Annotated in this window: 11 protein-coding genes; 5 read left to right on the top strand and 6 right to left on the bottom strand. The window is 69.8% G+C overall.

The genetic code is table 11. The features are described 5' to 3' along the window. Nucleotides 1-58: 58 nt before the first annotated feature. Nucleotides 59-736 carry a snapalysin gene (gene snpA / locus OG452_RS16535; RefSeq protein WP_327296362.1) on the bottom strand — a complete coding sequence of 226 codons (678 nt, stop codon included), beginning with the start codon at nucleotides 734-736 and terminating at the stop codon, nucleotides 59-61. A 164-nt stretch (nucleotides 737-900) separates the two neighbouring features. Between snpA and OG452_RS16540 the strand changes: the two genes are divergently transcribed. Continuing rightward, nucleotides 901-1,794 carry a LysR family transcriptional regulator gene (locus tag OG452_RS16540; RefSeq protein ID WP_327296363.1) on the top strand — a complete coding sequence of 298 codons (894 nt, stop codon included), beginning with the start codon at nucleotides 901-903 and terminating at the stop codon, nucleotides 1,792-1,794. Nucleotides 1,795-1,903: 109 nt separating this feature from the next. Beyond that, on the top strand, nucleotides 1,904-2,206 hold the full coding sequence (locus OG452_RS16545) for a barstar family protein (RefSeq protein ID WP_327296364.1): 303 nt from the start codon (nucleotides 1,904-1,906) through the stop codon (nucleotides 2,204-2,206). 131 nt (nucleotides 2,207-2,337) lie between these two features. On the opposite strand, the gene OG452_RS16550 is transcribed toward OG452_RS16545, so the two are convergent. After that, nucleotides 2,338-2,766 (bottom strand): hypothetical protein, encoded by a 429-nt coding sequence (locus tag OG452_RS16550; RefSeq protein WP_327296365.1) that lies wholly within the window; start codon nucleotides 2,764-2,766, stop codon nucleotides 2,338-2,340. Between the two features lie 82 nt (nucleotides 2,767-2,848). Between OG452_RS16550 and OG452_RS16555 the strand changes: the two genes are divergently transcribed. Both OG452_RS16555 and metG read left to right on the top strand, forming a co-directional pair. After that, nucleotides 2,849-3,985, top strand: coding sequence for a VWA domain-containing protein (locus tag OG452_RS16555; RefSeq protein ID WP_327296366.1), 1,137 nt, complete (start codon nucleotides 2,849-2,851; stop codon nucleotides 3,983-3,985). A gap of 103 nt (nucleotides 3,986-4,088) precedes the next feature. Continuing rightward, a complete protein-coding gene (gene metG, locus OG452_RS16560; protein ID WP_327296367.1) occupies nucleotides 4,089-5,702 on the top strand; it encodes a methionine--tRNA ligase in 1,614 nt (537 codons plus the stop codon). A 106-nt stretch (nucleotides 5,703-5,808) separates the two neighbouring features. On the opposite strand, the gene OG452_RS16565 is transcribed toward metG, so the two are convergent. From OG452_RS16565 to aspS, 3 genes are all read right to left on the bottom strand, one after another. Then, on the bottom strand, nucleotides 5,809-6,396 hold the full coding sequence (locus OG452_RS16565) for a Uma2 family endonuclease (protein WP_327296368.1): 588 nt from the start codon (nucleotides 6,394-6,396) through the stop codon (nucleotides 5,809-5,811). A 66-nt stretch (nucleotides 6,397-6,462) separates the two neighbouring features. Then, the gene (locus OG452_RS16570; RefSeq protein WP_327296369.1) at nucleotides 6,463-7,266 is read right to left on the bottom strand and encodes a L,D-transpeptidase family protein; all 804 of its coding nucleotides are present in this window, start codon (nucleotides 7,264-7,266) and stop codon (nucleotides 6,463-6,465) included. 462 nt (nucleotides 7,267-7,728) lie between these two features. Continuing rightward, the gene (gene aspS, locus OG452_RS16575; protein WP_327296370.1) at nucleotides 7,729-9,549 is read right to left on the bottom strand and encodes an aspartate--tRNA ligase; all 1,821 of its coding nucleotides are present in this window, start codon (nucleotides 9,547-9,549) and stop codon (nucleotides 7,729-7,731) included. Between the two features lie 170 nt (nucleotides 9,550-9,719). Between aspS and OG452_RS16580 the strand changes: the two genes are divergently transcribed. Then, nucleotides 9,720-12,080 (top strand): ATP-binding SpoIIE family protein phosphatase, encoded by a 2,361-nt coding sequence (locus OG452_RS16580; RefSeq protein ID WP_327296371.1) that lies wholly within the window; start codon nucleotides 9,720-9,722, stop codon nucleotides 12,078-12,080. Here the strand turns inward: OG452_RS16580 and OG452_RS16585 are convergent. Next, the gene (locus tag OG452_RS16585) at nucleotides 11,996-13,108 is read right to left on the bottom strand and encodes an AI-2E family transporter (RefSeq protein WP_327296372.1); all 1,113 of its coding nucleotides are present in this window, start codon (nucleotides 13,106-13,108) and stop codon (nucleotides 11,996-11,998) included. The two genes, OG452_RS16580 and OG452_RS16585, sit on opposite strands and share 85 nt — an antisense overlap. Nucleotides 13,109-13,143 lie beyond the last annotated feature (35 nt).

Below are 13,143 nucleotides of genomic sequence, written 5' to 3' on the forward strand. Positions count from 1 at the left end.
GTTCCTGTCAGGTAACGGCTCCTGCCAGGCACCGACTCCTGTCAGGTACCGACTCCTGTCAGGACTTGCGCGACGCGTTCGCCTTGGCCAGGGCCTTGGCGAATCCGTTCGCCCAGAGCGAGTCGACCTGGGCGCGCTCCTGCGCGTCCGGCTGCCGGTTGGTGCAGGACGGGCCGGGGCCGCCGCCCGACATCAGCTCACTGCACGGGCCGCTGTAGTCGTCGGGAAGGCCGAGCACATGGCCGGTCTCATGGGCGGTGACGCGGACCGAGTCGTACTCCTGGGTCTGCGCGTGGTCCAGGAAGATGTAGCCGCTGCCGTGTCCGTCCGTCGATGCGTACGAGCCCTGCGGGTCGTCGCCCTCACGGTAGGAGAAGTCGGCGCCGGACGATCCCGCCTGGAGCTGGACGTTGGTCTCCGCGGCGTTCCATATCTGCGCGCTGGCAGCTATCTGGCTCTGGTAACTGGGTGCGGCCGATGCGTTGTAGGTGATGGTGACGGACTTCAGCCCGGGGTGGGCCGCCTGCTTCTTCGCGACCGACTTCATGACGGCGTCGAAGAAGGCCTTGTTGCCCGCCTCCTGCTTGGCACTCGCGTAGTGCTGGGCACCCTGCGCGGTGTGCGGTACCGGGGCCACCGTGGTGGGGGAGGCAGCCTGGACGGGGGCAGCGGTGCCGAGGGCGGCGGCGATGCCGAGGCCGAGGATCGCGGAGAACGCGGTATTACGGTGCTTCATGTGGGGGGCTCCTACTCGTCCGGTGTGGGGGTGAACGGGTGGTACCGGAGAGTGTGCTGTGCGGGGGCCCCGCCGGGATGATGGCAACTGGCGATAACTTGGGGCTATCGGTGGGGGTTTGAGGGTCTGGTGCGGCCTCGGGCGCACCCCTACTCTCTGGTTACATGGACCTTGAGGTGCGGCATCTCCGCGCACTGTGCGCCATAGCGGACACCGGCAGCCTGCATCGGGCGGCCCGTGAGCTGGGCATGAGTCAGCCCTCGCTCACCACACAGCTCCGCCGGATCGAGAACTCACTGGGCGGGCAGCTCTTCTCCCGTACCCGCACGGGCTGTCGGCCCACCCCGCTGGGGCGCACCGTGCTCAGCCGGGCCAGGCCGCTGATCGACGAGATGCGCTCGCTGGTCACCGAGGCGAAGGCCGCCGCCGCACGCGCGGCCGGGCCCCGGCTGCGGATCGGCGCGACGGCGAGCCGCGCCATCCCCGGCTGGCTGCGCCGGCTGCGCGCCCGGCTGCCCGACACCGAGACCTCGCTCCACATGGACGTGTCGGCCAACGCACTGCTGCGCCTGGTGGCCTCGGGCCAGCTGGATGTGGCGTTCGTGCACGAGGTCGAGGGGTGCCCGCTGCGCGTACCGGACGACCTGGAGATCCGCGTCCTGGTCGAGCGCGAACCGCAGTCCGTGACCCTGGCGGCCGACCACCCGGCGGCCGCCGACCCGGTGGTGAAGCTGGCCGACCTGGCGGCGGACCAGTGGATGGTCGACCCGACCGTGGACGGCGAATGGGACGGGATGCGCCGGATGCTGCGCGCGGCGGGCCTCAATCCCCGGGTGCTGCACGGCGATTACCTGACGGCGTTCGCCCTGGTCGCGTCGGGCGAGGTGGTCACGGTCTGCCAGCCGACCACCAGACCCAGACCCGACCTGGTGATAAGACCGCTGCACGGGGACCCCCTCGGCGTACGGCTGCTGCTCGCGGCACGGCCCGGGACGGACAGGGCGGAGCTGGACGTGGTGTACGAGGAGCTGGCGGCGGCGTACGGGGAGTTGCTGTGAACCGGACCGGTCACTGAGGGTGAAGTTGCGTTCCCCGTGGAGCCACCGGGGAGTCCGGGTGGCGTCGGCCCGGCACACCTGTCGTACCTTCCGCGTACCATCCGCTGCCATGGGCTCCGAACTGGTCGTGGATCTGCGCACGCTGCCGCTCGCCTCACTCGACGATTTCTGGGACGCGGTGTCCGGGCCGTGCGGGCTGCCCGACTGGTTCGGCCGCAACTTGGACGCCTGGTGGGACGTGGTGGAGACCCGGGGCGTCTCGGAGACGGTGGATGGGCACGGTCTGCTCGTCGTACGGGCCAGGGCGGCCGGGCTGTTCGCTCCGGGACAGCCGGACGGCGCACGGCTGTCGGCGCTGTTCGCCGACACGACCCGCGCACGGCTCGACCTGGAGCCCGGCACGGCGGCGTGAGTCCTACCCTCTCCAGAGACCGGCCGTTCGGAGCCGGTCGGTCCAAGATCGCCGAAGGCGGTCGCTAACCTTACGTGTCCGCCCTGGCCAGGGAGCGACTCCCGTCGGCGCGGACTTGTCTCGTACTCGACTCATTGCGAATCATTGCGAAAGGTCTCGCCCATGGGCATTCGGAGCTTGCTGCGCAAGGTGTTTGGACGCGACCGCGTGGAGTCCGGTGAGCCGTCGGCGGCCACTACCGTTCCGGCACAGGCCGAGCGTACGACGACGCCCGCGAAAGCGGCGGACACCGGGACGGCGGGATCGACTTCCGCGGAGTCATCGTCGGAGAAGGTGACATCGTCGGACACGGCACCGGATAAGACATCGTCGGAAGCGGTATCAGCGGAACGGGCGGCGTCCGAGGGCGCGTCGTCGGAGAAGCCGCGCACGGTGTCGCTGCCCGCCCAGGCCGACAAGGCGTCGACGGCCGTCCCCGCCGCCGAGAGGCCGGCGCCGAAGCCGGCGCGCAGGTCCAGTGGCGGGATCGCGTCCGATCTGGTGGCGGAGGCCTTCGACAACCCGAAGCGGAGGCCGGCGGAGCCGACTGTCCCTGCCCAGGGGAAGGCATCGGACGGAGCCGCACCGGAACGGAAGCCGGAAGTGAAGACTGAGCCGGAGCGGAAGCCGGAGACTGAGACTGAGCAGGAGCCCGCTCCCGCCGCCGAGGACGCACCGGTCGCCGTTGAGGCGGAGGCTGTTGAGGTGCCGGTGGTTGAGGTGCCGGTGGTTGAGGCCGAGGCTGAGCCCGTCGCGGCGGAGCCGGAGGCTGCTGCCGAAACGGAGCCGGTTTCCGTCGAGGCGAAGGCCGTTGAGGCGAAGGCCGTTGAGGCTGAGGCTGTCGAAGCGGAGAAGGCTGAGACTGAGAAGGCTGAGGCTGCTGAGTCTGAGGCGAAGCCCGAGCCCGAGCCGACCGTCACCGAGCCCGTCCAGGCCGATGCGGAAGCGGAAGCGGAAGCGGGCGCCGAGACAGGCGTCGAGGCAAAGGGAGAGGCAGAGGCAGCGACCGAAGCGGACTCCCAGGCGGCCGAGGCAACCGAACCCGTGTCCCCGGCGGCGACCGGCGCCACGGCCCCCGCCGACCTCGCGACCCGCGCGCCCCAGCTCGCCAGCGCCTACCAGGCCGCCGGCGCCGAGATCGACAAGGCCGGGCTGAGCGGGGCCAAGGCCGCCGTCTACCTCGTACTCGACCGGTCGGGTTCCATGCGGCCGTACTACAAGGACGGCAGCGCGCAGGCCCTCGGCGAGCAGACCCTCGCCCTCGCCGCGCACCTCGACGAGCAGGCCACCGTCCGTGTCGTCTTCTTCTCGACGGACATCGACGGCACCGGAGAGCTGACGCTCGACGCGTACGAGGGCCGCGTCGACGAGCTGCACGCCGGGCTGGGACGGCTCGGCCGCACCAGCTACCACCGCGCCGTCGAGGAGGTCGCGGCTCTGCACGCGAAGTCCGCCGACCCCACCGCCCCGGCCCTGGTGATCTTCCAGACGGATGGCGCCCCGGACGCCAAGGTCGTGGCCAAGCAGGCCATCGCCGAGGTGGCGGACAAGCCGCTGTTCTGGCAGTTCGTGGCCTTCGGCGACCACGAGTCGAAGGCGTTCGACTTCCTGCGGAAGCTGGACGTCCCGCACGCCGCGTTCTTCCACGCGGGCCCGACCCCGCGCGAGCTGGCCGACTCCGAGGTGTACGAGCAGCTGCTCGCGGCCTTCCCGGCCTGGCTGGCGGCGCGCAAGGGCTGACGCCTGACAGCACAGGCCGGCCGACCGGGCCCCCGTCCACCTGGACGGGGGCCCGGCGCATATCCGGTCGGAGGCTCGCCGTGAGGAAGTTAGGATTTCGACCATGGCGGCCACTGGATCCGAGAAGCAGGGGACGAACGCGTACTACGTATCGACCCCCATTTACTACGTCAACGACGCTCCTCACCTGGGCCACGCCTACACGACCGTTGCAGGGGACGTGCTCACGCGCTGGCACCGTCAGCGCGGCGAGAAGGTGTGGTACCTCACCGGCACGGACGAGCACGGTCAGAAGATCATGCGCACGGCCGAGGCGAACAACGTCACACCGCAGGAGTGGTGCGACAAGCTCGTCGAAGAGTCCTGGAAGCCCCTCTGGGAGCATCTGAACATCGCGAACGACGACTTCATCCGGACGACGGAGAAGCGGCACACGGACCGTGTGCAGGAATTCGTGCAGGACCTGTTCGACAAGGACGAGATTTACAAGGGCGGGTACGAAGGCCCGTACTGTGTGGGCTGCGAGGAGTACAAGCTCCCCGGCGACCTGATCGAGGGCGGGCCCGACTTCCCCGGTCAGAAGCTGTGCCCGATCCACAAGAAGCCGGTGGAGATCCTCAAGGAGGAGAACTACTTCTTCAAGCTGAGCGAGTACGGCCCGAAGCTGCTGGAGTTCTACGAGGCAAACCCGGGCTTCATCCAGCCGGAGTCGGCGCGCAACGAGGTCGTGAACTTCGTACGGCAGGGGCTTCAGGACCTGTCCATCTCGCGCTCCACCTTCGACTGGGGCGTCCCGGTGCCGTGGGACGAGAAGCACGTCATCTACGTCTGGGTGGACGCGCTCCTCAACTACGCCACGGCCGTCGGCTACGGCGCCAACCAGCAGAAGTTCGACGAGACGTTCCCGGCCGACGTGCACCTGGTCGGCAAGGACATCCTGCGCTTCCACGCGGTGATCTGGCCCGCGATGCTGATGGCCCAGGGCCTGCCGGTGCCCGGCAGGGTCGCGGCGAACGGCTGGCTGATGGTCGGCGGCGAGAAGATGTCGAAGTCGAACCTGACCGGCATCAAGCCGCAGGACCTGACCTCGCACTTCGGCGTGGACGCCTACCGCTGGTACTTCCTGCGGGCCATCGCCTTCGGCAGCGACGGATCGTTCTCCTGGGAGGACTTCTCCGCCCGCTACACCTCCGAGCTGGCGAACGACTACGGCAACCTCGCCTCGCGCGTGGCCGCCATGGTCGGCAAGTACTACGGCGGAGCCCTGCCGGCCGCTGAGGCCCCGGGCGCCGCCGAGCAGGCCGTCCAGGAGGGTCTGGCCAAGGCGGTCGCCGAGTCCGACCGGATGATCGGCGAGGAGCTGGACTTCCAGGGCGGCATCCTGGCGGTCTTCGACTTCGTGAAGCAGGTCAACGGCTACATCACGGAGCAGGAGCCGTGGAAGGTCGCCAAGGACGAGTCGCCGGAGGGCCGGGCCCGCCTCGCGACCATCCTCTACACGGCGGCCGAGTCGCTGCGCGGTGTCGCGGTCCTGCTGAACGCGGTGATGCCGGAGACCTCGCAGAGCCTGTGGGACTCACTGGGTGCCGAGGCGGGTCTCGGCGCGCTGGCGGACCAGAAGCTCCAGGAGTCGGGCGTCTGGGGCAGGCTCCCGGCCGGCGCGACGGTGACGAAGGGCGCGGTGCTGTTCCCGCGCCTGGAAGAGAAGCCCGCGTAGTCCACGCACGACCGCTGCACGTCAGACAGGAAGGCCCGGAACCGACCACGGTTCCGGGCCTTCCTGTTTCCGGCTGCCGGCTTCGGTCGCCTGATTCCGGCCGGCGTCAGCGCACCCAGGCCATGAGCGGCGCGGTGTCCAGCTCGATCCCGACCGGGCCGGGCAGCTCCACAGTCTTCCCGAACGGAACCGTGACCACCTGTTCGTACCGCACGCCGTCCGGCTGAGAGTGGACCTTGACTTCGCCCGCCTCACGGTCGATCAGCAGATAGACGGGGATTCCGGTCTCGGCGTAGGCACGCGGCTTCTCCACCCGGTCCCGGCGGTCGGTGTCGGCGTCGTTCGAAGTGACCTCGACCACCATCAGCACACCGTCCGCACTGGCCCACTCACCCTGGCCGACAAAGGTGTCGATCGGAGCGAGAGCCCCATCGGGGCGGGCGTTGCCCTTGCGGTAAGTCTCGATCCGCAGCCCCTGCTCCGGAAAGAGCCAGAGCCCCTGCTCCGACTGGATACAGACCTGCGTCAGCCAGGCGATGATCCGCCCGTGGTCCCCGTCCGGCACATCCTTGACCCCCAACTTCCCGTTCACGAACTCCAGACGCACCGCTTCGTCGGTTCGTATGGCATGCCGGGCCAGCTCCTCGAAGACTTCCTGGGTCAGGACTGTGGACCGCTCTTCCACGACGCTCACCACGGTCTCCTCCGGGGTCGGTATCACCATCCAGACTACGGGTCGCCGCACCACGCGGGCGCGGCTTCACTCCCCCAGCATCGAGGCGTCCCCCATGGCCACCACCGGCTTCTTCGCCGGGTCCAGCCAGCGCAGCAGTTCCTTCATCCGGTCCTCCGGCAGGGAGACACAGCCGTGCGTGGGGCCGCCGTGGTCGACGTGGAACCAGACGCCGCCACCCCGGTTCTTGCCCATCGGGCGGGTCCAGTCGAGCGGGGTGGTGCCGGGCTTGTGGTTGTAATTGATCGCCACCACGTAGTCGAAGGCGCCCGCCAGCGACTCCCCCTCGAAGCCGGTGCCCGCGGCGACGAAGGAGGACCCGTGGTCGTACGGCAGGCGGGTGCCGGGGTCCGCCTTGCGGCCGCCCGCGTCGGTCAGGCCGTAGACCCCGGCGGGTGAGTGGAGATCGCCCTGGTAGTGCTTCTCCGTCCAGCCGTGCAGGGCGTTGTGCGCGGGCCACGGTTCGGAGACCGGCTCCCAGCCCTTGACCGGGTCGCGGACGTAGAGGAGGACGGTGGAGCGGCTGGAGTCCGGTGCGTCGCCGGTGACGACGACGGCCTGCCGGGCGGACTCCGGGATCTCGGCCAGGGTCTTGGGACCGAGCGCCGGGATCTCCTTGACCTCCTGAAGCTCCGCGGCCCGGCGCAGCTGCGGCCCCGCCGCGGGCGTCGCGGGTGCTGCGGGTGGCCCGCCGTGACCGCTGTTGTCCTCGACCGCCCGGGCCGGGGCTGTCGTGTGTCCCGGGAACCCCGAGCACCCGGAGAGCACCAACCCACCGGTGACCAGGGCGGTCGCGACGAGCGCACCTCTGGGAAGTCGGCGAAGAGACATGTACGAGCCTTTCGTTTTCACGTCGGATCACGTCGGATCACGTCGGGTGCACGCCGTTAACGACTGGTGTGTGCCGTAGGCGTCGTTTCATTTCGGGGAACCCTGCGAGTTCCCCCCGAGGCTGGCCTCTTTATGGAAGTTGGTGTGACGCTCGATGATGGTTTCGACGTCGTTGTCGCGAATCACGCCCTGCCCAGGGCCTGCCGTACGACCGGGGCAAGCCGTGCGCGTCGCCGCGCACACACAGACCTGCCGGAATCAGATTGCCCCTGTCCTGGGTCTTGATCTTGACCGGCACGCCGATCAGTCCGTCGTACTGGTCCGTCCCGTTCGGCTCACGGCAGGAATCCGGGAGCCGTGGGACGGGGCATGAAGCTGACGGCCCAGAACCTGACAGCACAGAACAGCCCCCGGTTGCTCCACCGGGGGCTGTTGCGCTGTTTCACGTGAAACCGGCAGGCGCTACTTCTCCTGCTTCTCCTGCGAGGGCTGCGTGTCCTGCTTCTCCTGCGTGTGCTTCGGCGGGGCCGGGGGCTTGCGCAGCTGGATGTTCAGCTCGCGCAGCCGGGTCTCGTCGAGCACCGTGGGGGCGCCCATCATCAGGTCCTGCGCATTGCCGTTGAGCGGGAAAGCGATCGTCTCGCGGATGTTCGGCTCGTCGGCGAGCAGCATCACGATGCGGTCCACACCCGGGGCGATGCCACCGTGCGGCGGGGCGCCGAGGCGGAAGGCGCGCAGCATTCCGGCGAACTCGTGCTCCACGGTCTCCCGGTCGTAGCCGGCGATCTCGAACGCCTTGAGCATCAGCTCGGGCTCGTGGTTACGGATGGCGCCCGAGGAGAGCTCGATGCCGTTGCAGACGATGTCGTACTGGTACGCCAGGATGGCGAGCGGGTCCTTCTCCTCCAGGTCGGCATAGCCGCCCTGGGGCATCGAGAAGGGGTTGTGCGAGAAGTCGATCTTGCCGGTCTCCTCGTCCCTCTCGTACATCGGGAAGTCGACGATCCAGCAGAACCGGAACACGTCCTCCTCGAAGTGTCCGGCGCGCTTGGCCGCCTCGACGCGGACCCCGGACATGATCTTGGAGACCTCTTCGAACTCGCCCGCGCCGAAGAAGACCGCGTGGCCGGGCTTGAGCTCCAGACGCTCGGTGAGCGCCGTGATGTCGGAGTCGGAGAGGAACTTGGCGATCGGTCCGGCGAGCGTGCCGTCGTCACCGACACGCACCCAGGCCAGACCCTTCGCGCCCTGCTCGACGGCGTACGCACCGAGGCCGTCGAAGAACTTCCGGGACTGGCCCGCGGTGTCCGGGACGGGCAGCGCGCGGACGTGCTTGCCCGAGAAGGCCTTGAAGCCGGAGTCGGCGAAGACGTCCGAGACATCGACCAGTTCGAGCCGGGCGCGCAGGTCGGGCTTGTCGTTGCCGTACTTCAGCATCGACTCGCGGAACGGGATCCGCGGGAACGGCGAGGTGACGTGGCGGCCGTTGCCGAACTCCTCGAAGAGTTCGGTCATCAGCTTCTCGATCGGGCCGAAGACGTCCTCCTGCTCGACGAAGCTCATCTCGACGTCGAGCTGGTAGAACTCGCCCGGCGAGCGGTCCGCGCGGGCGTCCTCGTCGCGGAAGCAGGGCGCGATCTGGAAGTAGCGGTCGAAGCCCGAGATCATCAGCAGCTGCTTGAACTGCTGCGGGGCCTGCGGGAGCGCGTAGAACTTGCCCGGGTTGAGCCGGGACGGCACCACGAAGTCACGGGCGCCCTCGGGGGAGGTCGCGGTGAGGATCGGGGTCGCCATCTCGTTGAAGCCGAGCGCGACCATCTTCGAGCGGATCGAGGCGATCACCGAGGAACGCAGCATGATGTTGCGGTGCATCCGCTCGCGGCGCAGGTCGAGGAAGCGGTACTCCAGACGCCGCTCCTCGTTGACGCCGTCCTCGGCGTTGATGGTGAAGGGGAGCGGGGCGGCGGCACCGAGCACCTCGACCGCGCCGACCTCGATCTCGACCTCGCCGGTCGGCAGTTCCGCGTTGACGTTCTCGGTGCCGCGTGCGGAGACCTTGCCGTCGATACGGACGACCGTCTCCTTGGTGACCTTGGAGAGCGCCTCGTTGGCGGGGGTGCCGGGGCGGGCGACGAGCTGCGTGATGCCGTAGTGGTCGCGCAGATCGATGAAGAGGATGCCGCCCAGGTCTCGGCGATTGTGCAGCCAGCCGCTCAGCCGGACGTCGGAGCCGACGTCGGAGGCGCGCAGTTCGCCGCACGTGTGGGACCTGTACCGATGCATCGTTCATCCAGTTCTTCGCGAGACAGGCGGGAAGGGTGTACTTCGCACCAGGGTACCGCCGGGCACACCGTGCCTTTACGCCTTTATCGGCCCGGCCCAGCAGCCCGGGAACGGCCGCATGGACGCACCCTGTGTGGCGGCTGCCGGTCGCACCTTCTTAAAGTGGGTCAATGCGCACCGAGGACGTCCTGGCCGCCATCGCAACCGGCCTGTGGCGATGGGACAACACCGCCGGGATCGTCACGCTCGACGCGGAAGCCGCCCGGCTCCTCGGTCTGCCCGCCGAACCGACCACCTTGTCCGAGGCCGCCGCCCGTTCCCGGTTCCACCCCGTCGACTGGAACGAGGTCAACGGGACGGTGAATCTCGCGGTCGCCGAGGACTCCCTCGCCGAGGCCCGGCTGCGTATCGTGGACGAGACGGGCCGGGTCGTGCGTACCGTACGCAGCCGCTCCAAGCCGCTGATCAGCCCAGACGGCTACATTCTGGTCGGCACCCTCCAGGAGGTCGCGGAGCCGCAGCCGGGCGACGCGGTCCATACCCCGATCACCGGTGACTGGCGCCGCTCCCGCGAGGCGTTCCTGCTGGACGCGGGGCGCGCGCTCGCCGAGGCCAGGTCCACCGAGGAGGTGCTGCGGGTCGCCGCCTCGCTCTCCATGCCGGGGTTCGAGCCGGACGGCCTCGCGGTCTTCGGAATCACCGGCGACTGGCTGACGGTCATCGGGCACCACGGTCACAACGCCGGCGAAAACGGCCTGCTGGCCGAATTCCCGATGAGTACGGAGGCGCAGTATCCCGCCGCCGAGGTCGCCAGGACGGGGCGGGCCATCTATCTGCCGACTCCGGAAACGTACGAGGAGCGCTACCCCCGGTACTGGCCCGCCGTGGCACCCCTCAACCGGCAGTCCTGGGCTTTCGTCCCTCTGGTCGACTCGGGGGTGACGATCGGTGCCTGGATGGCGGCCTTCGCCTACCCGGTCAGCTTCTCGCCCGACGAACGCTCGGTGCTGACGACGGTCGCCCGGATGCTGGCCCAGGCCCTCGCCCGCGCCGGGATCGCCGACAACGAGCGTGAGCTGTCGCTCGGGCTCCAGCGCTCGATGCTGCCGATGCTGGGCCCCCGCATCCCCGGGATGACGGTCGCCGCACGCTATGTACCGACCGGGGGCGGGCTCCAGGTCGGTGGCGACTGGTACGACGTGATCCCTCTGCCGGGGGGCGCCGCGCAGGAGGGCGGCAAGGGCGGCGGCCGGGTGGCGCTGGTGATCGGTGACGTCCAGGGGCATGACGTACGGGCCGCCGGGATGATGGGCCAGCTGCGGATCGCACTGCGCGCGTACGCGGCCGAGGGCCATCCCCCCGACGCTGTGCTCTCCCGGGCCTCCCGCTTCCTGTACGGCCTCACGGACACGTACGACCAGCGCGAATCCGACGAGGCGCCCACCCCGCGCTTCGCGACCTGTCTGTACATCGAGGTCGACCCGGCCACCGGCACGCTCGACATCGCCCGCGCGGGCCACCCCGACCCGACGGTCCGCACGACCGACGGGACGGTGCTGATGCGGCCCGCGGAGGGCGGGCTGCCGCTGGGCATCCATCCGGACACCGACTACCCGACGACCCGGCTGGTGCTCCAGCCCGGCGAGACGCTGATGATGTGCACGGACGGGCTCATAGAGACCGGCGGCCATGATCTCGACACGGGCTGGGAGCGGATCCGCGGAACCCTGGAGCGGCACACCGGGGACAATCTGGAGACCCTTGCCGACGCACTGGTGCAGGCCGCGCACGGTCCGCCCGGGCACCATCACACCGGGCCGTTCTCCGACCGCCGCGAGGACGACATCGCCGTCCTGCTGATGTCCCGCGCGGGGGAGCCCGTACGGGTGGGCGCCACCCGGCACATCTCCCTGGCGATCGCACAGGCCCAGCCGGAGCGCGTATCGGCGGCCCGCAGCCAGCTGCGGGACCTGCTGCACGACTGGGCGGACAGCGAACAGGTCGACTCGGCCGCGCTGATGGTCTCCGAGATGGCGACGAACGTCCTCATCCACACGGACGGCGACGCGACGCTGACCGCGGACGTCACCGGCGAGCCCGGCAGCCGGCGGCTGCGGGCCGAGGTCTCCGACGACAGTGACGAACTGCCGCACAAGCGGCGCCCCGGTGAGATGGCCTCGTCCGGCCGCGGGCTGCTGCTGATGGAGATGCTCGCGGACATGTGGGGGGTGGATCCGCGGGGCTCCGGCAAGACGATCTGGTTCGAACTCTACGAGTCACGCGGCGAACCGAAGGACGGATCCGCCGGAGCCGCCGGGTCCGGCGAGCCGGGCGACGCCACCGAGGGACCGTCGTCCGATCTGCTGTCCGACTTCCTGGCCGAGCTCGCACCGGACGAACCGCTGGGGAGGGACGAGCCGCTGGGGACGGCGGAGTCCGGGCCGGCTCACGCGTCACCGCCCGCGTCGGATGCCGAGTCGGGTGCGGATCGTGGGCCGGCTCCCGGGTCCGGGACGGGCTCCGGCGGGTAGCGCTTCCGCAGTTCGCCGATCACCCCGAAGGCGGCAGCCGCCACGGGCACGGCGAGCAGCATCCCGAGGAGCCCCGCGATGCTCGCACCGGCCGTCAGCGAGATCATCACCATCGCCGGATGCATCTGGACCGTACGGCTCTGGATCACCGGCTGGAGCACATGCCCCTCCAGCACCTGCACCAGCAGGACCACGCCCAGCGCCCAGAGCGCGATGACGAACCCCCGGTCGGCGAGGGCCACCAGCACGGCGACCGCGCCGGAGATGAACGCGCCGAGGTACGGGATGTAAGCCCCGACGAACACCAGCGCACCGAGCCCGACCGCTCCCGGCACCCCCAGGATCAGCAGCCCGACCGTGATGCAGACGGCGTCGATGAGCGCGATCAGTGTGGTGCCGCGCATGAACCCTTCGACGGCCTCGAAGGCCCGGCGGGCCATGGCCTCGACGGTGGCCCCGTGGCCCGGTGCGATGGCGTACGCCAGTCCGCGGGCGTGGTCCGAGTCGCGGAGGAAGAAGAAGGTGAGCAGCAGCGCCAGCACACTGGTCGCGATGAGCGTGCCGATCAGGCTCAGTCCGTTGAGCAGCCCGCCGGCGGCGTTCGCGCCGAACCTGCCGAGCAGACTCTTGGCGTTGTCGGCGATGTTGGTGATGCCATCGCCGGTGGCCACCCCGAAGTGGTCGGCGATCCACTTCCCGGCGTCCTTCAGCGAGGCCACGATCTGATTGCCGGTGTCGATGAGCGCGGTGACGACGATGTACGCGGCTCCGCCGACGACGGCGACGAGCACGGTGCAGGTGAGCCCGGCCGCGAGTGACCTGTTCAGCCGCAACCGGACCAGCCGCCGGTGGACGGGGCCGAGGAGCGCCGTACCGAGCAGCGCGAGCATCACGGGGGTGACGGCGGTCTTGAGAGTGACGCAGAGCCAGACCCCGACCGCTGCCACGCCCGTGACGAGCAGCGCGACGGCACACCAGGCAGCCAGCCGGCGGGCGTGGTCGGGGAGAAGCGGCTTCTGGGTATGCACGCCCCCAGCCGATCACGCGCGCCCGGCGACGGCTC

This window comes from Streptomyces sp. NBC_01197 (assembly GCF_036010505.1).
Lineage (GTDB): Bacteria > Actinomycetota > Actinomycetes > Streptomycetales > Streptomycetaceae > Streptomyces.